The sequence below is a fragment of the Mycolicibacterium sarraceniae genome (assembly GCF_010731875.1).
Lineage (GTDB): Bacteria > Actinomycetota > Actinomycetes > Mycobacteriales > Mycobacteriaceae > Mycobacterium > Mycobacterium sarraceniae.
Window position 1 is genome coordinate 2,604,014 of record NZ_AP022595.1, and the last position, 19,145, is coordinate 2,623,158.

The 19,145-nt window shown below is 65.3% G+C and carries 22 protein-coding genes and 3 pseudogenes; 12 read left to right on the plus strand and 13 right to left on the minus strand.

What is annotated here, in order from left to right:
* The first annotated feature begins 7 nt into the window (after window positions 1–7).
* On the plus strand, window positions 8–838 hold the full coding sequence (locus G6N13_RS13080) for an acyl-ACP desaturase (RefSeq protein ID WP_163697592.1): 831 nt from the start codon (window positions 8–10) through the stop codon (window positions 836–838).
* Between the two features lie 184 nt (window positions 839–1,022).
* Complete coding sequence (locus G6N13_RS13085; RefSeq protein ID WP_163697594.1) at window positions 1,023–2,342, plus strand: RNA 5'-3' helicase PhoH2; 1,320 nt, start codon at window positions 1,023–1,025, stop codon at window positions 2,340–2,342.
* Here the strand turns inward: G6N13_RS13085 and G6N13_RS13090 are convergent.
* Window positions 2,320–2,592 carry a hypothetical protein gene (locus G6N13_RS13090; RefSeq protein WP_163697596.1) on the minus strand — a complete coding sequence of 91 codons (273 nt, stop codon included), beginning with the start codon at window positions 2,590–2,592 and terminating at the stop codon, window positions 2,320–2,322. The genes G6N13_RS13085 and G6N13_RS13090 overlap by 23 nt on opposite strands.
* 175 nt (window positions 2,593–2,767) lie before the next feature.
* Here G6N13_RS13090 and G6N13_RS13095 point away from each other — a divergent pair, with 175 nt between their 5' ends.
* The 3 genes from G6N13_RS13095 to G6N13_RS13105 all read left to right on the plus strand — a co-directional run bounded on the left by G6N13_RS13095 (window position 2,768) and on the right by G6N13_RS13105 (window position 4,267).
* On the plus strand, window positions 2,768–3,649 hold the full coding sequence (locus tag G6N13_RS13095) for a polysaccharide deacetylase family protein (protein WP_163697598.1): 882 nt from the start codon (window positions 2,768–2,770) through the stop codon (window positions 3,647–3,649).
* Window positions 3,650–3,693: 44 nt separating this feature from the next.
* The gene (locus G6N13_RS13100; protein ID WP_163697600.1) at window positions 3,694–4,047 is read left to right on the plus strand and encodes a cation:proton antiporter domain-containing protein; all 354 of its coding nucleotides are present in this window, start codon (window positions 3,694–3,696) and stop codon (window positions 4,045–4,047) included.
* Window positions 4,048–4,117: 70 nt separating this feature from the next.
* Window positions 4,118–4,267: a hypothetical protein gene (locus G6N13_RS13105; protein ID WP_163697602.1), complete on the plus strand. Its 150-nt coding sequence runs from the start codon at window positions 4,118–4,120 to the stop codon at window positions 4,265–4,267.
* Here G6N13_RS13105 and G6N13_RS13110 read toward each other — a convergent pair.
* Together G6N13_RS13110 and glpX are read right to left on the minus strand one after the other, a co-directional pair.
* The gene (locus tag G6N13_RS13110) at window positions 4,264–5,679 is read right to left on the minus strand and encodes a class II fumarate hydratase (protein WP_163697604.1); all 1,416 of its coding nucleotides are present in this window, start codon (window positions 5,677–5,679) and stop codon (window positions 4,264–4,266) included. The two genes, G6N13_RS13105 and G6N13_RS13110, sit on opposite strands and share 4 nt — an antisense overlap.
* Before the next feature lie 20 nt (window positions 5,680–5,699).
* Window positions 5,700–6,731: a class II fructose-bisphosphatase gene (gene glpX / locus G6N13_RS13115; protein ID WP_108053436.1), complete on the minus strand. Its 1,032-nt coding sequence runs from the start codon at window positions 6,729–6,731 to the stop codon at window positions 5,700–5,702.
* 55 nt (window positions 6,732–6,786) lie between these two features.
* Here glpX and G6N13_RS13120 point away from each other — a divergent pair, with 55 nt between their 5' ends.
* Together G6N13_RS13120 and G6N13_RS13125 are read left to right on the plus strand one after the other, a co-directional pair.
* Window positions 6,787–7,428: a DUF4245 domain-containing protein gene (locus G6N13_RS13120; protein WP_235677748.1), complete on the plus strand. Its 642-nt coding sequence runs from the start codon at window positions 6,787–6,789 to the stop codon at window positions 7,426–7,428.
* Window positions 7,429–7,437: 9 nt separating this feature from the next.
* The gene (locus tag G6N13_RS13125; protein ID WP_163697609.1) at window positions 7,438–8,235 is read left to right on the plus strand and encodes a dienelactone hydrolase family protein; all 798 of its coding nucleotides are present in this window, start codon (window positions 7,438–7,440) and stop codon (window positions 8,233–8,235) included.
* Here G6N13_RS13125 and G6N13_RS13130 read toward each other — a convergent pair whose 3' ends face one another.
* A complete protein-coding gene (locus G6N13_RS13130) occupies window positions 8,236–8,691 on the minus strand; it encodes a pyridoxamine 5'-phosphate oxidase family protein (protein ID WP_163697610.1) in 456 nt (151 codons plus the stop codon). It abuts the gene before it with no gap.
* A gap of 30 nt (window positions 8,692–8,721) precedes the next feature.
* On the minus strand, window positions 8,722–8,892 hold the full coding sequence (locus G6N13_RS13135) for a hypothetical protein (protein ID WP_163697612.1): 171 nt from the start codon (window positions 8,890–8,892) through the stop codon (window positions 8,722–8,724).
* A gap of 16 nt (window positions 8,893–8,908) precedes the next feature.
* Here G6N13_RS13135 and G6N13_RS13140 point away from each other — a divergent pair, with 16 nt between their 5' ends.
* From G6N13_RS13140 to G6N13_RS25885, 4 genes and pseudogenes are all read left to right on the plus strand, one after another.
* On the plus strand, window positions 8,909–10,366 hold the full coding sequence (locus tag G6N13_RS13140; protein ID WP_163697614.1) for an HNH endonuclease signature motif containing protein: 1,458 nt from the start codon (window positions 8,909–8,911) through the stop codon (window positions 10,364–10,366).
* A gap of 136 nt (window positions 10,367–10,502) precedes the next feature.
* Window positions 10,503–11,315, plus strand: a pseudogene (locus G6N13_RS13145) (DUF4436 domain-containing protein).
* Window positions 11,316–11,516: 201 nt separating this feature from the next.
* Window positions 11,517–11,672 (plus strand): aldo/keto reductase, encoded by a 156-nt coding sequence (locus tag G6N13_RS24560; RefSeq protein WP_220096750.1) that lies wholly within the window; start codon window positions 11,517–11,519, stop codon window positions 11,670–11,672.
* A 38-nt stretch (window positions 11,673–11,710) separates the two neighbouring features.
* Window positions 11,711–11,977: pseudogene (locus G6N13_RS25885) on the plus strand (aldo/keto reductase); the annotation flags it as partial.
* Window positions 11,978–12,006: 29 nt separating this feature from the next.
* Here G6N13_RS25885 and G6N13_RS13155 read toward each other — a convergent pair.
* From G6N13_RS13155 to G6N13_RS13170, 4 genes and pseudogenes are all read right to left on the minus strand, one after another.
* Complete coding sequence (locus G6N13_RS13155) at window positions 12,007–13,158, minus strand: AI-2E family transporter (protein WP_163697616.1); 1,152 nt, start codon at window positions 13,156–13,158, stop codon at window positions 12,007–12,009.
* A gap of 4 nt (window positions 13,159–13,162) precedes the next feature.
* Window positions 13,163–13,936 carry an SDR family NAD(P)-dependent oxidoreductase gene (locus G6N13_RS13160; protein WP_163697619.1) on the minus strand — a complete coding sequence of 258 codons (774 nt, stop codon included), beginning with the start codon at window positions 13,934–13,936 and terminating at the stop codon, window positions 13,163–13,165.
* Complete coding sequence (locus G6N13_RS13165) at window positions 13,933–15,000, minus strand: NAD-dependent epimerase/dehydratase family protein (RefSeq protein ID WP_163697621.1); 1,068 nt, start codon at window positions 14,998–15,000, stop codon at window positions 13,933–13,935. Before G6N13_RS13165 ends, G6N13_RS13160 begins: the two co-directional genes overlap by 4 nt.
* Before the next feature lie 147 nt (window positions 15,001–15,147).
* Window positions 15,148–15,488, minus strand: a pseudogene (locus G6N13_RS13170) (sulfatase-like hydrolase/transferase); the annotation flags it as partial.
* 82 nt (window positions 15,489–15,570) lie between these two features.
* On the opposite strand from G6N13_RS13170, the gene G6N13_RS13175 reads away from it, so the two are divergent.
* Window positions 15,571–15,990 (plus strand): hypothetical protein, encoded by a 420-nt coding sequence (locus tag G6N13_RS13175; RefSeq protein ID WP_163697623.1) that lies wholly within the window; start codon window positions 15,571–15,573, stop codon window positions 15,988–15,990.
* Between the two features lie 12 nt (window positions 15,991–16,002).
* Here G6N13_RS13175 and G6N13_RS13180 read toward each other — a convergent pair whose 3' ends face one another.
* From G6N13_RS13180 to G6N13_RS13195, 4 genes are all read right to left on the minus strand, one after another.
* Window positions 16,003–17,064 (minus strand): 3-beta-hydroxysteroid dehydrogenase, encoded by a 1,062-nt coding sequence (locus tag G6N13_RS13180; protein ID WP_163697626.1) that lies wholly within the window; start codon window positions 17,062–17,064, stop codon window positions 16,003–16,005.
* A 64-nt stretch (window positions 17,065–17,128) separates the two neighbouring features.
* Window positions 17,129–17,359, minus strand: coding sequence for an exodeoxyribonuclease VII small subunit (locus tag G6N13_RS13185; protein ID WP_163697628.1), 231 nt, complete (start codon window positions 17,357–17,359; stop codon window positions 17,129–17,131).
* Window positions 17,356–18,582 carry an exodeoxyribonuclease VII large subunit gene (gene xseA / locus G6N13_RS13190; RefSeq protein ID WP_163697629.1) on the minus strand — a complete coding sequence of 409 codons (1,227 nt, stop codon included), beginning with the start codon at window positions 18,580–18,582 and terminating at the stop codon, window positions 17,356–17,358. The genes G6N13_RS13185 and xseA overlap by 4 nt, the downstream gene beginning before the upstream one ends.
* Window positions 18,579–19,133 carry a lipid droplet-associated protein gene (locus G6N13_RS13195; RefSeq protein WP_163697631.1) on the minus strand — a complete coding sequence of 185 codons (555 nt, stop codon included), beginning with the start codon at window positions 19,131–19,133 and terminating at the stop codon, window positions 18,579–18,581. Before G6N13_RS13195 ends, xseA begins: the two co-directional genes overlap by 4 nt.
* Window positions 19,134–19,145 lie beyond the last annotated feature (12 nt).

Here is a 19,145-nt window from a genome sequence, read left to right on the forward strand (position 1 = left end):
TTACTTTATGGCACGAAAACCTGTCGCGAATGCGCTGACCTTGGAGCTCGAGCCGATTGTGGCCAACAATCTGGCTCAGTATCTGGAGACCGCCGACGAGTGGTACGGCCACGATTACGTCCCGTTCGACCAGGGTGAGAACTTCGCGTTCCTGGGCGGTAAGGACTGGGATCCCTCACAGGTCACCCTGCCCTCCGATATCGTCGACGCCCTCGAGATCCTGCTGATCACCAAGGACAACCTCGCCGGCTATCACCGCGAGCTGGTCGAGCACTTCATCCTCGAGGACAAATGGGGCCGTTGGTTGGGCCGCTGGACCGCCGAAGAGCACCTGCACGCGATCGTGCTGCGCAACTACCTCGTGGTCACGCGCAACTTCGACCCGACCGCTGACGAGGACGTGCGCCTTGCGCACGTCATGCGCGGCTATCGGGCCGACCAGTTCAGCCAGATCGAGACGCTGGTGTTCATGGCGTTCTACGAGCGCGCGCATGCGGTGTTCGCCCGCAACCTCGAAGCGAGGATCACCGACCCCGTGCTGAAGGGTCTCGTCGGCCGGATTGCCAACGATGAGGAACGGCACGAAGTGTTCTTCGCCAATCTCGTGGCGCACTGCGTGCAAACTCATCGCGACTCGACGATCAACTCGATCAACCGCCGCGCGGTCGGGTTCGGCGTGGTCGGCGGTGACATCATCGAGTATCAGGAAGACAAGCTGCCGAACGTTGCGAAGGCCGGCATTTTCGACTTGGACGCCTCGCGTCAGGTGATCTCCGATCGCATCACGGCATGGGGCCTCGGCGACGAGCCCGTGCTGAAGAAATTCGTTCGCTCCTAGCGCGGCGGCGCGCCGGTCGGCGCGTGGGCGCAGACCGGAGTAGCGTCGCTTCCGATGGCTAGCGACATGCTCTGCTGTCCGGGCGGCACCTTTCGTATCGACTACGACAGGACCGGTCCCGGTCCTGGTGCCGCAGTTTCCGCCGAAGGGTTCGCGGGGACCGCGTGAACTTGAGGAGCGCCCAGTGACCGATTCGCAGTCGCCCATTCGGACGTACGTTCTCGACACCTCAGTCCTGTTGTCCGACCCGTGGGCGTGCACCCGGTTCGCCGAACACGAAGTGGTGGTACCACTCGTGGTCATCAGTGAATTGGAAGCCAAGCGTCACCATCACGAGTTGGGTTGGTTCGCCCGGCAGGCGCTGCGGTTGTTCGACGATCTCCGTCTGGAACACGGTCGCCTCGATCAACCCATTCCCATTGGGACAGAAGGCGGAACGCTGAATGTCGAGCTCAACCACAGCGACCAGTCGGTGCTGCCGTCCGGTTTCCGTACGGAGAATAACGACACTCGGATCCTGACGGTCGCCGCGAACCTGGCCGCCGAGGGCAAGCGAGTCACGTTGGTCAGCAAGGACATTCCGCTGCGGGTGAAGGCCGGTGCGGTAGGTCTGCTGGCCGATGAGTATCACGCCCAGGACGTGATCACCTCCGGCTGGACGGGCATGACGGAGCTCGATGTTGCCGGCGAGGATGTCGACACAATTTTCGTCGACGGTGAGATCGATCTTGACGAAGCGCGTAATATGCCGTGCCACACCGGCGTTCGGCTGATCGGCGCTAACTCCAGCGCGCTGGGCCGGGTGAACGCGGACAAGAAAGTCCAGCTGGTGCGGGGCGACCGCGAAGTGTTCGGCCTCCGGGGAAGGTCAGCCGAACAACGCGTCGCACTCGATCTGCTGCAGGACGAATCGGTGGGCATCGTGAGCCTCGGCGGCAAGGCGGGCACCGGTAAGTCGGCGCTGGCACTGTGCGCGGGCTTGGAGGCCGTGCTCGAGCGGCGCACCCAGCGCAAGGTCGTGGTGTTCCGGCCGCTGTACGCGGTCGGCGGCCAGGAGTTGGGTTATCTGCCGGGCAGCGAGAGCGACAAGATGGGCCCGTGGGCGCAGGCCGTCTTCGACACCCTCGAGGGTCTGGCCTCGCCGGCGGTGCTCGAGGAGGTGCTCTCCCGCGGGATGCTCGAGGTGCTGCCGTTGACGCACATCCGCGGTCGTTCGCTACACGACTCGTTCGTGATCGTGGATGAGGCGCAATCCCTGGAACGCAACGTGCTGCTGACCGTGTTGTCGCGGTTGGGTAGCGGGTCGCGCGTGGTACTGACCCACGATGTCGCACAGCGCGACAACCTGCGCGTCGGACGTCACGACGGGGTGGCCGCGGTGATCGAGAAGCTCAAGGGTCACCCGCTGTTCGCGCACATCACGTTGATGCGTAGCGAACGTTCACCGATCGCCGCACTGGTCACCGAGATGCTCGAGGAGATCAGCCCGAACGCCCTGCCCTGACGCGGTTGTCGAGGATGACTTTGCCGACCGTGTGCTGTCGGTAGTTGATCGCGTCGTGGGTGCCGTGAATCAGCACGGTGTGGCCCACGGTGAGTTCGGCGATCGTGCCGCGGTTGGAGTACACCGTGCAGGCCAGCCGCTGACGGCAGCGCCGACCCGAGGCCTCTTGGAGTGCCGCGGCCGCATCGGGGAATGTCTGCCCCTGCTCGGCGATGAAGCCGAGGAAGTGCGCCGTGGGGTGCGACGTCACAGTGTTGGTGTGCCGGCAACGGTCACCGCGGTGGACACCGCATGGGAGAGCACCTAATCGTCCCCAACCGCCGTAGTCATCGTCATGAAAGTCGGCCGGGCATCCGAGGTAGGGCTAACCCCCAGTGCCGCGCGCGGACAGGGACCAGCCAGCCGCGGCCGGTAAACTCAGCCGCGTGCGGCGCCCACCCGACAGCCTGTCCTGGTCCTATTTGCGGACGGTGATCGGTGTCTGCGCGGGGGTGGCCGTCGTCGTCATCGGCGGTTTCACCGGCCACGTGAAGGTGGCCAAGGCCGATTCGGTGGACTGCTCGGTGGTCAAATGTGTGGCGTTGACGTTCGATGACGGGCCCTCGCCGTACACGGATCGGCTGCTGGGCATCCTCAAAGACAACGATGCCAAGGCCACGTTCTTCGCGATCGGTAACAAGGTGGCCGCCAACCCGGCGGGTGCCAAGCGGGTCGTCGACTCCGGAATGGAGCTCGGCAGCCACACCTGGGAACACCCGAACATGACGGCGATCCCGATCGAGGACGTGCCGGCGCAGTTCAGCAAGGCCAATGACGCGATCAAGGCCGCCACCGGGCAGACGCCAGTGCTGTGGCGGCCGGCCGGTGGGCTGACTAATGACGCCGTCAACGAGATCGCCGCCCAGTACGGATTGGCCGCGATCCTGTGGGACGTGATCCCGTTCGATTGGATGAACGACGCGAACACCGCCGCCACCCGCTACATGCTGATGACCCAGATCAAGCCTAACTCCGTCGTACTGTTCCACGACACCTATTCGTCGACCGTCGACCTTGTCGAGCAGTTCATCCCGGTGCTTAAAGCCAATGGCTATCACCTGGTGACCGTTACCCAGATGCTGGGGCCACGCGCGCCGGGCAGCGTTTACGGCTCGCGGGACAACGGCCCGCCGGCCAACGCGCTGCAGGACATTCCCGTCGCCGACATACCGACCCTGCCGGCGACCCCGTCGCCCAAGCCGATGCCGAACATTCCGATCACCGACATCCCCGGAGCCAATTCCGGCGGGCCCAACAACGGTGCTTAGAGCCGGCGCGTAGGTGCATACCGCCACCCAGTTCGTCCTAACGAATGCTGGTTTTGGGCTATGCCGTCGTATCGGGCTTGGTGAATCGCTGGTATGTGGTGCCCGCACTGATCTTCGTCGGGCTCGGAATGCTGTTCGGCCCCTTCGGTTTCAACCTCCTGGATGCCGGTCCGCGCACCACCGGCTTCACGGTCCTGGCGCAGCTGGCGCTGACCGTGATCCTGTTCAATCAAGCGGCCAAACTGGACCCGGCCAAGGTGTTTCGACGGGGGCACGTCACGTTCCGGCTGCTGGTGATCGGTATAACACTGACGCTGGTCCTCGGGACGTTGACCGCCGCGGTGCTGTTGTCGGTGCTGCTCTGGTGGGAGGCGGCGGTGCCCTGGCCGTCGCCCTGATCTGTGTCGAGTTCGGTGAGCGCGTGCACGCTAGCGGGTTCGTCGCTGCGTTCACCGGTGGCTTGGGCGGGTGGTGCTCGGCCTGCTGGTGATCGAGCGCAGTGAGATCGAGCACCCCGACCTGCTGGCGCAGGCCGGGGTTATCACGGTGACGCTGAGCCTTGTGCTGCACAGTCTTACGGCACCGCTGGGGATCCGCTGCTACCGCGCCACGACCTAGTCGCCGTCTTTGACCTTCGCCATCGCCAGCACGTCCAGACGCTTGTCGAGTTCGGCTTCGGAGAGCTTGTCGCCGATCAAGCCGCGGTCGATGACAGTCTGGCGGATCGTCTTCTTCTCCTTGAGGGCCTGTTTGGCGACCTTCGCTGCCTCTTCGTAACCGATCGCCGAGTTCAGCGGGGTCACGATTGAGGGGGAGGACTCGGCCAGCTCGCGCAGGTGCGCCTCATTGGCCACCAGGCCGTCAATACACTTGGCGGCGAACAACTTCGACACGTTGGACAGCAGCGTGAACGATTCGAGCAGGTTGCGCGCCATCACCGGGATGTACACATTCAGCTCGAACGCGCCTGACAAGCCGCCGACGGTGATGGCGGCATCATTGCCGATGACCTGGGCGGCCACCTGCGTGACAGCCTCGGGGAGAACGGGATTGACCTTGCCCGGCATGATCGAGCTGCCCGGCTGCAGGTCGGGCAGGGCAAGCTCGCCGAGGCCGGTCAGCGGGCCCGAGCCCATCCAACGGACATCGTTGGCGATCTTGGTCAGCGACGCCGCGATGGTCTTCAGCGCGCCGGAGGCCTCGACCAGCCCATCGCGGGCGGCTTGAGCTTCGAAAGAGTCCTTCGCGGTGCGCAATTCGGCCAGGCCGGTCTGCGCGACGAGCACCTCGACGACCTTAGCGCCGAAACCGTCGGGGGCGTTGAGGCCGGTGCCGACCGCGGTGCCGCCGATCGCCAACTCGCCGAGGCGGGGGAGGGTGGCCTTCACGCGCTCGATGCCAGCCTCGACCTGGCGGGCGTAGCCGCCGAACTCCTGTCCCAGGGTGACCGGGACGGCATCCATCAGGTGGGTGCGTCCGCTCTTGACGACCGTGCGCCACTGCCGGGCCTTGTTGGCCAGCGATTCGTGAAGCACCTCGAGCGCCGGAATCAGGTGCCGCACCGCGGCTTCCGTCGCTGCGATGTGCGTGGCTGTCGGGAAGGTGTCATTGGATGACTGCGACATGTTCACATCGTCATTGGGGTGCACCGTGACGCCGTTGCGCTCAGCGATCGAGGCGATCACCTCGTTGGCGTTCATATTGGAGCTGGTGCCCGAACCGGTCTGGAACACGTCGATGGGGAACTGGTCGTCGTGCAGCCCGTCGGCGATCTCGCCGGCGGCGGCGATGATGGCGTCGGCCTTCTCCGCGGAGAGCTTGCCCAGATCCTTGTTGACCTGTGCGCAAGCGGCTTTCAGCAAGCCGAGCGCGCGGATCTGGGTGCGCTCGAGCCCGCGGAAAGAGATTGGAAAGTTCTCGACCGCACGCTGGGTCTGGGCTCGCCACAAGGCGTTGATCGGAACCCGGACCTCGCCCATGGTGTCGTGCTCGATGCGGTATTCGCCCTCGACCACACTGTCGGTGCTCATGTGCTCCCTTAATTTGTCGGTTACGGAAGTGGATATGCAGCGGTCTTGTCCCCGGTGAAATCCACCGCGGAGTATTCATTGAGCTTCGAAAGCCGGTGGTAGGCATCGATCATCCGGACGGTGCCGGACTTGCTGCGCATGACGATCGACTGCGTGGTGCAGCCGCCGCCGAAGTAACGGACGCCCTTGAGCAGGTCGCCGTCGGTGACCCCGGTGGCGCAGAAGAAGACGTTCTCGCCGGCGACGAGGTCCCGGGTGGTCAGCACCCGATCCAGATCGTGGCCGCGGTCGATGGCCTTCTGGCGCTCGGCGTCGTCGGTGGGCGCCAGCTGAGCCTGGATCTCACCACCCATACAGCGGATGGCGGCAGCGGTGATGATGCCCTCGGGGGTGCCGCCGATACCGGCCAGCAGGTCGGTGCCGGACTCGGGGCGGCAGGCCGAGATCGCGCCGGCGACGTCGCCGTCGGAGATCAGCCGGATCCGGGCGCCGGCCTCGCGAACCTCGGCCATCAGCTTGGTGTGCCGGGGCCGGTCCAGGATGCAGACGGTGATGTCGGAAACCGACGCTTTGCGCACCTTGGCGATGCGCTGGATGTTGGCCGCTATCGGGGACGTGATGTCGATGAAGTCGGCGACGTCGGGGCCGCCCGCGATCTTGTTCATATAGAACACCGCCGACGGGTCGAACATTGCGCCGCGCTCGGCTACCGCCAGTACGGAGATGGCGTTGGGCATGCCCTTGCTCATCAGGGTCGTGCCGTCCACCGGGTCAACGGCGAAATCGCAGTCCGGCCCGTCGCCGTTGCCTACCTCTTCGCCGTTGTAGAGCATCGGGGCGTTGTCCTTCTCGCCCTCGCCGATGACCACGACACCGCGCATCGACACCGAGTTGACCAGCTCGCGCATGGCGTCGACAGCCGCGCCGTCGCCGCCCTCCTTATCGCCGCGGCCCACCCAGCGGCCGGCGGCCATGGCACCCGCCTCGGTCACCCGAACCAATTCGAGGGCTAGGTTGCGGTCGGGCGCTTCACGGCGACGGGCTTCAGGCATGGCTGAGATTGTCCCAGAAGCCGGCGAGCCCTATAGACCTGGGATACTGGCTGGCGTGACCACCCCTTCGGAGACCGGAGTTCCACCCAAGGAGCCCAAGCCTCGGCTGCTCCAGGATGGTCGCGACATGTTCTGGTCACTGGCCCCGTTGATCCTGGCCTGCATCGTTTTGGCCGGTCTGGTGGGGATGTGCTCAGTGCGGCCCAGTGACCCGCGGGACGGGGCCCCGCCGCCATATGACGCCCCCGCGGCGTTGAAGGCGGACGCCGAGGCCTTGGGCATCCCGATCCGGGTGCCCCAGCTCCCCACCGGGTGGGTGGCCAACTCCGGCAGCCGCGGCGCGATCGATGGCGGCCGCACCGATGCGAACGGGCAGCGACAGCGCGCCGTCACCTCGACTGTCGGCTACCTGGCCGCATCCAAGATGTATGTGAGCCTCACCCAGAGCAATGCCGACGAGCAGGCGCTGGTCGGCTCGATTCACCAGTCGGTATATCCCACCGGCGCCCAGGACGTCGACGGTGTGAAGTGGATCGTCTACGAGGGTGGCGAGGGCACCGAGCCGGTGTGGACGGCCCGTCTCGACAGCCCTGCCGGGCCCGCGCAGGTAGCGATCACCGGCGCTGGCAGCACCTCAGACTTCCGTACACTTGCCGTCGGCACGCAGTCCCAGAAACCTCTGCCACCTGGCCGATAGGAGACGTCAATGCCCGGACCCGAATCCGACCTCACCGGATGGATCGCGGAACCGTTCAGTGCGGCGGGTTTCACCCATGACGTCTACCGCAAGGGCGCGGGGCCGGGTGTGGTGCTGATCCCGGAGATGCCCGGTATTCATCCTGGCGTGCTGGCATTGGGAAATCACCTGGTGGACAACGGCTTTACCGTCGCGATCCCGTCGCTGTACGGCACGCCGGGTGCAGCTGCGCAGCGGCCTGGGATGGTGCTGGATCTGGCGCGCGGGTGTGTGGCCAAGGAGTTCGCCGCGTTCGCGACCAATAAGGAACGGCCGGTCTCGCACTATCTGCGTGCACTGGCGCGAGATCTGAAGGAGAAGACCGGCAGCAAGGGTGTCGGGGTGATCGGGCAGTGCTTCTCCGGTGGTTTCGCGCTGGCGGCCGCCGTTGACGACAGTGTGCTGGCCCCGGTGCTCAGCCAGCCTTCGGTGCCGATCGCGCTGACCGCCAAGCAGAAGCGTGACCCCGGGCTTTCCGAGGGGGAGCTGAAGGTGATCGAGAAGCGGGCCGCCGAGGACGGGTTGTGCGCGCTGGCGCTGCGGTTCAGCGGCGATCCGATGGCACCGGGCGAGCGTTTCAAGACGCTCAAGGACCGGCTCGGGGATGCCTTTGAGGTCATCGAGATCGATTCGTCGAAGGGCAACACCGGCGGATTCGGCCGATTGGCGCACTCGGTGCTGACGCTGGAGGTCCGCGAGGTGGAGAACCAGCCGGCCTATGTGGCGCGCCAGCGGGTGGTGCAGTTCCTCAAGGAACGGCTGACGTAGTCACTCGCGCTCGGCAGTTCGCAATCCGCCTGCGGGCGTCCACCATTCGATGACGAGCAGGGTCGCGGCGTGGTTGAGGTGGGTGAGTGCTACCTCGGTGATATCGGTGCGGAACAGATCGCCGTCGGGGCCATCGGTGATCGGGCCGGAATGTATTGCCCGCCCGGCGATCTTGGCCTCACCGGGCCAGTCGGCTTCGGCACCCTCCACCGGATCGACGGTTGCGCTGTGGAGCGCGAATCGCGGATCGCGCAGGAGGTCGGCGCGCTTGCGGGCATGGGACATCGAACCGAAGGTGAGCTCGCCGTCGGCGAAGGTCGCCTCGATGCCGGAGATACGCGGTGACCCGTCGGCCCGCAGGGTGGCGATCGTCTTGTGCGTGTGCGCATCGAACAGGGCCTGTACCCGGTCCGCGAATTCGGGTTCTGCCGCTTGGACATCGCGCCATGTCGTCATGGGTTCAGCATGCCTGCGCCGCATCATGAATCACGCGTGGGGGCAGAACGTCCACAGGATCTGCTCGCATTGCTCGCGGGTCGTCATGGCCCACGGCGGTAGCGGCGGAGGCGGATCCGGGCCGTCCCAAATGTTTTGAGCGACGTTGCCCTGACCCCACGCGACGGCGTAACAGCTGTGGCAGATGTTGTCACCCCCCATGGGTAGCATCGAACGCATGTTCGGATCAAGCCAGTTGCACGACTATTTCGAGCCTTCGGAGACGGCCGAGTCGCGTGCGCTGCTGACCAGCATCTGTAGCTCCGCCAGGGCCGAGAATCAGGACGCCGCCAGGAAGCTGGCCGCGACGGCGGAGCTGTTCGAATTGCGGCGTCGCGAACGCGGCGAGCGAGAGGACTGGGCGGTTGACACCTGGGCGGCGGTCGGGGCCGAGTTAGCCGCCGCGCTCCGGGTCAACCTTGGCAAGGCCGGCAGCTATATGACCTACGGCCTGGCCATGCGGCAGCTGCCTGAAGTCGCCGCGGTGTTCCTGGCCGGGGAGATCGATATGCGGATGTTCCAAACGGTCGTGTTCCGCACCGGCCTCATCACCGATGAGGCGGTCTTGGCCGAAGTCGACCGCAAGCTGGCCGGGCGGGCGGCCCGGTGGCCGTCGATGACCGACGGGAAATTGGCATCCGAAATCGATCGCCTCGTCATCAAGCACGACCCTGACGCCGTGCGTCGCCGCCGCAACCGCGCCAAGGACCGCGAGGTGATCGTCTCCGATGACATGGATGGCTGCACCGAAATCATCGCGCGGGTGTACTCCACCGATGCCCAGGCGTTCGATCAACGACTCGACGCGATGGCCAACACGGTGTGCGAGGCCGACCCTAGAACCAAGGAGCAGCGCCGTGCCGACGCCTACGGTGCACTGGCTGCTCGCGCCGATCGGTTGGCCTGCCAATGCGGCGAGGCGAACTGCCCTGCGGCTGGCAAGCCGGCCCCGGGGCCTATCGTCATCCACGTCGTCGCCGACGAAGCGACCCTGCAAGGTCGCTCCGATAACCCGGCACATGTGTTGGGTGCCAACACCTTGATCCCCGGTGAGCTGCTGCTGGAGCTGGCCAAACATGCCAAGCTGAGCCCCCTGATCCACCCGGTCGACCTCCCACCGGAGTCCGGCTACCGCCCCTCCCGTGCGTTGGCCGACTTCGTGCGCGCCCGCGATCTCACCTGCCGCGGCCCGGGCTGTGACAAGCCCGCCACACAATGCGATCTGGACCATACGGTTCCGCACCCGTACGGCCCGACGCACGCCGGCAATCTCAAATCCCTTTGCCGTCACTGCCACATTCTCAAAACCTTCTGGGGTTGGCGCGACAGGCAATTGGCAGACGGCACAATTATCTGGTCGCTGCCCGGGCAGCAAACGTATGTCACCACGCCGGGCAGTGCCTTGCTGTTCCCCTCCCTGATGGCCCCGACCCCGGCTCCGCAGGGGCCACCGATCGCCGTGTCGGACGGTGATCGAACCGTCCAGATGCCGCGGCGCAAGACCACGAGGGCGCAAAACCGTGCGAAATACATCGCTGACGAGCGGTGCCTTAATCGCGCTGAGCGGACCGTCCGCCACAGCGCATTGTTGGGCTCCGCGCGACCCGCAAACGACCACGACCCACCGCCCTTTTAAGGGCTCTGGCAAAGGGCTGTGATTTTGGGCGGGTCCGCATACCATTCCCCGCGTGACCCCGACCCACGCTGAGCCGGCGACCCCGGCTCCCGCCGCCAAGCGCGGTAAGACCGTCGGCATCCTCGTGGCGCTGGTAGTGGGGCTTGCCTACATCGTCACCTTGTTCGGCTACTGGTGGCTGTCCGGTTCCGCCAAGGAGCTCGAGGCGTCCGGGGAGGGCAACGGATCCGAGACGACGGTCCTCATCACGCTGCAGACGCTGCGTACCGTCGACTACAAGGTTGATGCCAAAGTACTTGTCATCCCGGCAGACTCCCTCCTCGACGAGAAGTTGGACACCCTCAAGGAAGGCATTGCGGTCCGCTTGCACCCGTGGAATTCTCTGGGAGAGTTGAAGTTTCCGGCAGGTGCGGCACCGGCATAGGTAACGACAACCATCGATGTCGACGGTGATGTGAACACCTGGCCGTTCGATCGCTATGAGACACCAGGCATCAGCGCTGACTTGCTGGTCGGTGAGGGTGAGGATCGCAAGATCATCCCGGCCAAGATTCAGATCGCCGGCGCCCTGCAGGGCGGGGACCTGTCCAGTGAGCAGGTGGCACCGTCGCCCAACGCCAGGGGCGACGGTGACGCCACCCAGGTCACCTTCAGCCGCGCGCTCGGCCCGCTGGCCTTCGACCTCGGCATCGTCATCGTTCTGCTCACGCTGCCGACGATCGCCATCTTCACCTCGATATTGGTGATCACCCGGCGCAAGCAATTCCAGATGCCGTTCGCCACCTGGTATGCCGCAATGTTGTTCGCCATCGTGCCGCTGCGCAATATCCTGCCCGGCGCTCCGCCTCCGGGAGCCTGGATCGATATGGCCTTGGTGCTGTGGGTTATCGTCGCGCTGGTCGCCGCAACGGTGATGGTCGTCATCTCCTGGTTCAACCAGGTCGACTGAGCCGCGACAGCATCGATCAGTTTTTCTGATCGCTGTGGAACAACTTCGGCGACGATCGACCTCTCGAAGTGTAGTGCGCCATCGCGCACCGCGCCTTCGCCCTAGGCGTGATCCACTTCGATGCGGCCAACAATCACGGTCCCCCGGCTGGATCGGAAGAGCCCAATTTCGGGCGCATTCTCGCCGAAGGCTGGCTACGACATGTCCGAGGGGCCCCACGTCGAGTGGGGGTCGCGGGAGACGATGCTCTCCTCACTCGACCAATCCCTGTCGCGCCTGAACGTCGACTACGTCGATATCTTCTGTTCACACCGACCCGACCCCAAGACGCCCATCGAAGAGACCATGGGGCCTTAGCCCGCGCTGTACGGTAGGGCAAGGCGCTCTATGTCGGCATCTCGAACTACGATCCGGACGAAACCCGTTTCGCTGCTGCCGCTCTCAGGGCAGAGGGCGTGCCTCTGACGATCCACCACCCCTGCTACAACATGTTCGATGGTGCCCCGGAGCAGGGCCTGCTGACATCGCGCGACCTCAACGGGGTTCCGGCCGGCTCGCGAGCCAGTGTGGGCCGCTGGATGACGGAGGCCAACATCTCTGAGGTCTCTCTGGAGCGAGCCCGTGGTCTCAACTCCATAGCGCAACAACGCGGCCAAGCACTTGCGGAGCTGGCGATTGCCTGGGTACTTCTTCAGCCCGCGGCAGCCACAGTAGCCTCAGTCTCGGCCCGAAGGCGGCGTCGGAACATCCGGCGGTGCCTTTCTGGTGGCTCATGCACGGTCATCTCGACGCCCTTGTACACGGCCAGGTACACCGAGATCGTCGTGACGATGATGATCATCAGCACCGGGCCCAGCACGATGCCCCAGAAGCCGAACATCGCGATACCCGAGAACACCGCCAGCAGCATGAGCGCCGGATCCAGCCGGGCCTCACGTGGCACCAGGATGGGCCGCAAGAAGTTGTCGACGTTGGTGACGCCGATGACGTGGAACAGCACCACGAACAGCCCGCCGCCGATGTTGCCGAACAACATCATCCCGATGCCGAACGGGATGGTGACGATGCCGCTGCCCAACGGGATCACCGACAGCGCGGTCAAAAAGATCGCGAAGATGAAGAACCCTTGGTGGAAGCCGCCGAGGTAGATCGACGCCGCACCCAGCAGACCCTGAACCAGAGCGATGATGAACTGGCCCTTGACGGTTCCCTTCACCATCGCGCCCATCTTGGCCAGATAGAGGTCGGTGACTTCCTCGCCCAACGGGTTGAGCCGGCGGATCAACAGCAGCAGCTGTTCGGAGTTGGTCAGTAGCGAAATCAGCACATAGAGGAAGATGATCGCCGAGGTGATCACGCCGATCACGCCACCCGCGGCACCTTGCAGCGTGTGCAGCAGCCAGCGCCCGAGATTTTGCGAAACGGTGATCATCGTGTCGCGCAACGAGTCGGTGGTGACGGAGAAGTGCCCGAACGGCAGTTTGGCCAGCGCCTGATTCGTATATGTCAGCGCCTGATTGCCGACCGTGGACATGTCCGCGGTCTGCACCCAGTCCGCAACGTGCATCACCATGTGCGAAATCTGAAGCACGGCAAGCGTTAACAGTGCGCCAACGGGAATGATGACCGTGGCCAGCGCGGCCAGCACGGTCAGCGTCGCCGACAACCCGGACCCGAACCGGCGCCGGCACCGGTTGTACAGCGGGGAGAACAGGTAGGCGACGACGGCCGCGATCACGACCAGGATGAAATAGTGCCGCAGGAAATACGCCCCCAACACCAGGGCGAGCACGGTGATGATCGCCAGTGCGCGCTTCTGGGTGACGGTGAATTCGGTGTTCACCGGACTACTGATTCATTAGCCGAGTCAGGTGCGCCGCAATGTTGGGGTAGCGCTTGAGGTGTGCGCCGCCGTTGAGGTCAAGGATCTCGCCGGTGAGCCATGACGATTGCGGTGAACACAGGAACGCCACCGCGTCGGCGATGTCCTGCGGCGTACCCGCACGGCCCAGCGCGGTGTTCTCGACGTACTCATCGACGACACCGGGCACCACGGCGGCGCCCTCGGTCAGTGGGGTGTGGACGAAGCCGGGTGCGACGGCGTTGACTCGGATGCCGCACGGGCCCAACTCCAGGGCCGCCACCTGCGTCAGCATCGACAGCCCGGCTTTGGCCGCGCAGTAGGCGCTCATCCCGATCGCCGGCTGGCGCGCGTTGAGCGATGTCAGCGATACCAAAGCGCCGCCCTCGCCCAGATGTCGCCCGGCGTGCTTGATCACGATGAACGCACCGTTGAGGCAGACGTCGACCACCGACCGGAACTGCTCGGTGTCCAGTTCGGTGATCACCCCGAACCCGCTGAACCCCGCGCAGTTCACCACGATGTGCAGCCCACCTTCGCGGGCCACCACATCGTCGAAAAGTGTTGCCACCGAAGCTTCGTCGGTCACCTCGACAGCCGCCCAGGTGTGCGGCTCGCCCAGTGTCGAGGCCCGTTCTTGGGCCAACTCGGTGTTGCGGTCGGCGATCGTCACCCGCACGCCCTTCGCCGCCAGCGTCTGAGCCGTCGCCCAGCCGATGCCCGAGGCACCTCCGATGATTATCGCCACCTGTTCGGTCATGACACCTTCCCGTCGTTATCTGGAGCACCCCACTTGCGCCGCACCGCCTCCCATGGGTTGCCGTAGCCGGGTGGCTGACCATAGTAGAGCGATTGACGTTTGAGGTACTCGCGGGCGATCGGCGCGATCACCCGGAATACATAGCGTTTCCAACCCACCTTGTTCGCGGTTTCGGTCAACATCTGCGGCCACGAATAGTGCTGATGCTTGAGCACCGCCTGCGCGGTTGCCGTGTCCATCCAGTCGGTGGCGAACCAGCCCTCGTCATCCTCAGGGTTGCCCTCACGTCCCGGCGGTAGCGCACCGACCAGGCCCATCGCCGCGGAGGTGGACTGCCCGATGTCGCCCTGGCGCAGCCGGTGGCTGTCGTCGCCGCCGATCAGCAGTGTCTGGCCCAGCACATCGGCGGTGGCGGCCGCCGCGAAGGCGAAGGCCACGTCGCGCACGTCGACGGTCTGCAGCCGCCCGTCGGTGGGCAGCACACCTTCGAAGAAGATCAGGTTGGGGTCCATCCCCAGGTTGGGTTCGGTGGTCAGCACCCCGCCCAGTCGCAGGATCACCCAGTCCAGGCTGGAGGCTCGTACGATCGTCTCGGCCTCGACCTTGTGCTTGCCGTAGTTGTCGTACGGATTCATCGGGGTCTGTGCGGTGAGCACGTCGGGATTCGTGTACGGATTGCGCGGCCCGTAGACGGCGATGCTCGACGCCTGCACTAGCCGTGGCGGGTTGGAGTGTCCCTCAGCGGCTTTCACCAGATTGGCGGTGGCTCCCACGTTGACCTTGTAGGCCAGCGCCGGCTTGGCATAACACAGCGGCGGGATCACCGCGGCCAGGTGGATGACGGCGGCGGGGGAGACCTCACCCAGCAGCTTCTCGACGGCGGCGGGGTCGGTGAGGTCCGCCCAGCGCACCTGCACCCCCGGCGGCAGATCGGCGGCGGCCTTGCGGGTCGCCTCGGTGTCGAGATCGGTGGCGACCACGTGACGGCCGGCAGCCGCCAACTGCGTGACCGTCGCGCTTCCCACCAACCCGAATGCGCCGGTTACCAGCACAGCGTCGGACATGAGCTCCCTTCCCGCGTAGAACGCGTTCTAGTCAAGCACGGGCGACGGATCGGGCCTACCGCTTCACGCAGCGGAAGCCGATGTGGCTCATGCCGGTGCCGATCATCTCCGGCCGCGTTCTGGTGCCACCGTGTCGACCGCACGCGCCAGGAACTCGTTGAGCTTCTTGACGATCTCGTCGATGGCGTATCCCAGCGGTGTGCGCAACTTGGCTATCGTGGGATCTTCGGCGGCCCAACCGATATCGACACCAGGGACTCCGACTTTGCTCATTCCGGTGCGGTACACGCTTTGGCCGCTGATGAACGCCGCGCGTCCGGCCGTGCAATTCTGCTCGCCGTGAGAATCAGTGAAGCGCATTCCCTCGGCGCCGATGCGATCGATGTTGGGGTGCGGTACCCCATCATGGCGTCGCGGTAGCAGCGCAGGTTGCTGATGCCGATGTCATCGCCCCAGATGACCGGGATGTTGGGCTTTCCGTCAGGCATATTCCGACGCTAGGCCAACCGTGCAGAGGAGTGAGCGCTTCTCACGAACAATGCACGAATCGGGACAGGCTACGCTCGGGGCATGCAGTGGCGCGGCGGTCTGATGGTCTTCTCGCTGGCCGCTTTGCTGGCCGGCTGTGGGGGCCATGTTTTCCACGGTGCGGGCGGGACGGTGCCGGGTGCTCCGGTGATGCTCAACGACATTTCCGTCGCCGCGCTGCTGGACGCCTTCGGGAAAGCGAACCTGCCTGCGGTGAACCCGCGGGATGCGACATCGGCGAAATGTCCGGAAATCGGCTGTGTGCAGGCAACCGACACCGACACGGTCACGCTCCTGAAATTCCCGAGCACCGGCCGTGCCGAGCTCTACGCCGCCGGGGTGCGCGACATGCTTCAGGTCGAGGACGTCGTGGTGGTGTATGCCCCGACGGTCAGCGGCGAGCAGAAGACCGCTTACGGAACGGTCGTTAAGCACGCGATGCTGACACCCGCCAATCCATAGATTGCGGCCGTACTAGCCCTTCATCTCGGCGTACAGCTGCGTGTAGTAGGGCAGGCATTCCTTGAGCGCTTGGTCGGTCGTGTACAGCGGCTGGTAACCGAGGTCGCGACGGGCCTTGTCGATGGAGAAATAGTTGTCGATCGACACTCGTTCCACCGCAAGCGGTTCCAGCGGCGGTTGGGGGAGTCCGAACTTGAAGTGCAACCATTGCCAACCGGACAGCGCGGCGTGAACCACTGCACCGGGAATCCAGAACGTCGGCCACTTCTCACCGCAGGCCTCGACCACCGGACGGGAGAAGTCGAACATATTGATCGGTTCGCCGTCGTTGATGAAGTACGCCTGGCCGGGCGCGCTGCCACCGGGCACCAAATGCTCTGCGGCCAGGATGAATCCATGCACAAGGTTGTGTACATAGGAGTTGTCCAGCTTGGCGTCCTTGTTGCCGACCAGAACCTTGACGTGCCCGGCGATCACCCGCTCGAACAACTTGCGGAACATCGTCTGGTCGCCGCGGCCCCAGATGCCGCTCGGGCGGATCGAACAGGTCAGCAGGCCGTCCGCACCGTTCTGGCTGAGCACGAACTTCTCGGCCACCACCTTGGTCTCGGTGTACAGATCGTTGAATCGCGCCGTGTACGGCAGGGTTTCGTCGCCGTTGACGATGCGCTGGCCACCCATGACCACGCTGTTGGACGCGGTGTACACGAAGCGCTTGACGCCGGCCGCCCGTCCGGCCTGCACCAGATTCTTGGTGCCGCCGACGTTGACGTCGAAGCTGCGCTTGCGGTACTCGTCGGTGACCGAGGCCCCGCCCATGAGATCGATGATCGCTGCGGTGTGGAAGATCGTGTCGATCCCCTCGACCGCGGCGGCGACGGTGGCGGTGTCACAGATATCGCCCTGGAGCACCTCGAGACGCTCATGCGGCGGCAGCGACGAGGCCGCCCGGTCGAAGGCGCGCACGAAATGTCCGCGCTCGAGCAGCTCGGTCACCAGATTGGCACCGACGAACCCAGCGCCGCCGGTCACTAGGACGCGGCCGAGGTCAGTCGTCAACGTGGCATCTCCCATGGCGGCGAGGATAACTGAAACACGTTCCAGTGTTCCAATATCTGAGGTTATCGGCCCGCGCGGATCAGTCCCCGGCGTCCTCGCGCGCGCCCAACGCATCCTGAATGCGTTTGCGTGCCCCGGCTAAGTGCTCCTCGCAGCGTCGGGCCAGTTCCTCGCCGCGTTCCCAGAGTTGCAGCGACGAATCAAGATCGAGTCCGCCTTGCTCGAGCACCCGCACCACATCGACCAGCTCGTCTCGGCAATCTTCATAGCCGAGCTCACTAATAGGCTTCGCTTCGTCTGACTTACTCATGCGGCTCCATCCGTCGGGCCCGTACTGGTGGCGCCGATCGCGCCGTCGCCGACCCGGATGCGCAACCGGGTTCCGGTCGGGGCGGCGGCGGTTGTTCGCAGGATGTCACCGGCCGCGGTCTGCACCACGGCGTAGCCGCGGGCCAGCGTCGCCGCCGGACCCAGCGTGGCCAGCCGCGCGGCCAGGTGCCCGATCCGGTCGGATTCGACGGCGACCAGCCGTTGCACGTCGCGTCGCACCGCGGCGCGGGCCCGCTCGATCTCGTCGCCACGCTCGGTCAGCGCGCGCAGCGGGTCGGCTAGCACCGGGCGGCTGCGCAACTGGGTCAGGTGACGTTGCTCGCGGCCGACCCAGTTACGCAGCGCCTGGGCGCTGCGGTGGCGCAGTTCCTTGACCAAGGCCAGCTCGGCGACGGCGTCGGGCACCATCTTCTTGGCGGCGTCGGTGGGGGTGGCCGCGCGAACGTCGGCAACCAAGTCGCACAGCGGGTTGTCCGGCTCGTGGCCGACCGCGCTGACCACCGGGGTGGTACAGGCAGCGATAGCGCGACACAGGGTCTCGTCAGAGAACGGCAGCAGGTCCTCGACGCTGCCTCCACCGCGGGCGATCACGATGACGTCGACATCGGGATCGGCATCCAGCTCCGCTAACGCTTCCACGATCTGTGCCACCGCGTTGACCCCTTGCACGGCGGTGTTACGGATCGCGAACCGCACCGCCGGCCAGCGAGCTGCGGCCACCGTCGTCACGTCGTGCTCGGCGGCACTCGCCCGCCCGGTGATCAAACCGATCGTCGACGGCAGGAATGGCAGCGGGCGCTTGAGGCGTGGGTCAAACAGGCCCTCGGCCTCCAGAAGCTTGCGCAGCCGCTCGATGCGAGCCAACAGCTCGCCGACGCCGACCGCACGAATATCGTTGACGCGCAACGAAAATGAGCCGCGCACCGTGTAGAAAGTCGGCTTACCGCAGACCACGACCTGAGTGCCCTCGGTGAGCTTAACCGGCGCGGAATGCACCAAATCCCGCGGGCAGCTGATGTCCAGCGACATGTTGGCCGCTGGATCGCGGAGCACCATGTAAGCCGTCGAGCTGCGCACGTTGATCTGGGTCAGCTGACCCTCGACCCACACGCTGCCCAATTTGTCGATCCAGCCGGCCACCCGGATGGCCACCGCACGGACCGGATACGGGTTCTCCGCAGAGTTGGCCTGGGCGGTGGTCACTTGGCGGACGCGCGGGTGATCCTGTTGGCCAGCAGGGTCTGGAACGGTGCCCGGGCCTTGGAGGCTTCCTCATAGGCCAGCAGCGCCTCGAGGTCGGCGACGCTCAGCGACTGCAGGCGGGCACGGAGCTGGGCCAACGTCAGCGATTCGTAGTCGAGCTCCTCGGCGATCTCCGGCGCGCTGGTGGTCTTCGCCGCGGTCGATCCCTGGGGTTTCGTGTCCACCCCGTCGGTCACCGTGTACAGGGCAAATCGGCCCTCGGTCAGGCGCTCGCCGTCGAGTGCGGGCCCGTCGCCGTCGTCAGCGACGTCCTCGTCGAACGTCGCCCATTCGGGCTGCTCGTCCTTCGGCGGGAAGATGCTCTCCAGCGTGCTGTCACCCTTTATCACCAGGTCAGCGAGGTCTTGCTGCACCTTCATCACGATGTGCGCGATATTGCTGGCGACCGTCATCGGGTACATCAGGATCGTCTGGGGCAGCTTGCGGGTTTCCTCCAGCGCGGTCACGGCGGCGCCGACCAGCAGACGAACCCCATATGGTGCTGTTGCCATGGCCCACAGCCT

What these genes read in the sequence shown, in the direction of transcription:
- G6N13_RS13135 (WP_163697612.1), bottom strand. Translation starts at nt 8,892, where the DNA reads ATGGGGGGTGACAACATCTGCCACAGCTGTTACGCCGTCGCGTGGGGT.
- G6N13_RS13175 (WP_163697623.1), top strand. Translation starts at nt 15,571, where the DNA reads ATGCAGTGGCGCGGCGGTCTGATGGTCTTCTCGCTGGCCGCTTTGCTG.
- G6N13_RS13125 (WP_163697609.1), top strand. Translation starts at nt 7,438, where the DNA reads ATGCCCGGACCCGAATCCGACCTCACCGGATGGATCGCGGAACCGTTC.
- G6N13_RS13110 (WP_163697604.1), bottom strand. Translation starts at nt 5,679, where the DNA reads ATGAGCACCGACAGTGTGGTCGAGGGCGAATACCGCATCGAGCACGAC.
- G6N13_RS13160 (WP_163697619.1), bottom strand. Translation starts at nt 13,936, where the DNA reads ATGACCGAACAGGTGGCGATAATCATCGGAGGTGCCTCGGGCATCGGC.
- G6N13_RS13180 (WP_163697626.1), bottom strand. Translation starts at nt 17,064, where the DNA reads ATGGGAGATGCCACGTTGACGACTGACCTCGGCCGCGTCCTAGTGACC.
- G6N13_RS13185 (WP_163697628.1), bottom strand. Translation starts at nt 17,359, where the DNA reads ATGAGTAAGTCAGACGAAGCGAAGCCTATTAGTGAGCTCGGCTATGAA.
- G6N13_RS13130 (WP_163697610.1), bottom strand. Translation starts at nt 8,691, where the DNA reads ATGACGACATGGCGCGATGTCCAAGCGGCAGAACCCGAATTCGCGGAC.
- G6N13_RS13080 (WP_163697592.1), top strand. Translation starts at nt 8, where the DNA reads ATGGCACGAAAACCTGTCGCGAATGCGCTGACCTTGGAGCTCGAGCCG.
- G6N13_RS24560 (WP_220096750.1), top strand. Translation starts at nt 11,517, where the DNA reads ATGTCCGAGGGGCCCCACGTCGAGTGGGGGTCGCGGGAGACGATGCTC.
- glpX (WP_108053436.1), bottom strand. Translation starts at nt 6,731, where the DNA reads ATGCCTGAAGCCCGTCGCCGTGAAGCGCCCGACCGCAACCTAGCCCTC.
- G6N13_RS13165 (WP_163697621.1), bottom strand. Translation starts at nt 15,000, where the DNA reads ATGTCCGACGCTGTGCTGGTAACCGGCGCATTCGGGTTGGTGGGAAGC.
- G6N13_RS13195 (WP_163697631.1), bottom strand. Translation starts at nt 19,133, where the DNA reads ATGGCAACAGCACCATATGGGGTTCGTCTGCTGGTCGGCGCCGCCGTG.
- G6N13_RS13100 (WP_163697600.1), top strand. Translation starts at nt 3,694, where the DNA reads ATGCTGGTTTTGGGCTATGCCGTCGTATCGGGCTTGGTGAATCGCTGG.
- G6N13_RS13140 (WP_163697614.1), top strand. Translation starts at nt 8,909, where the DNA reads ATGTTCGGATCAAGCCAGTTGCACGACTATTTCGAGCCTTCGGAGACG.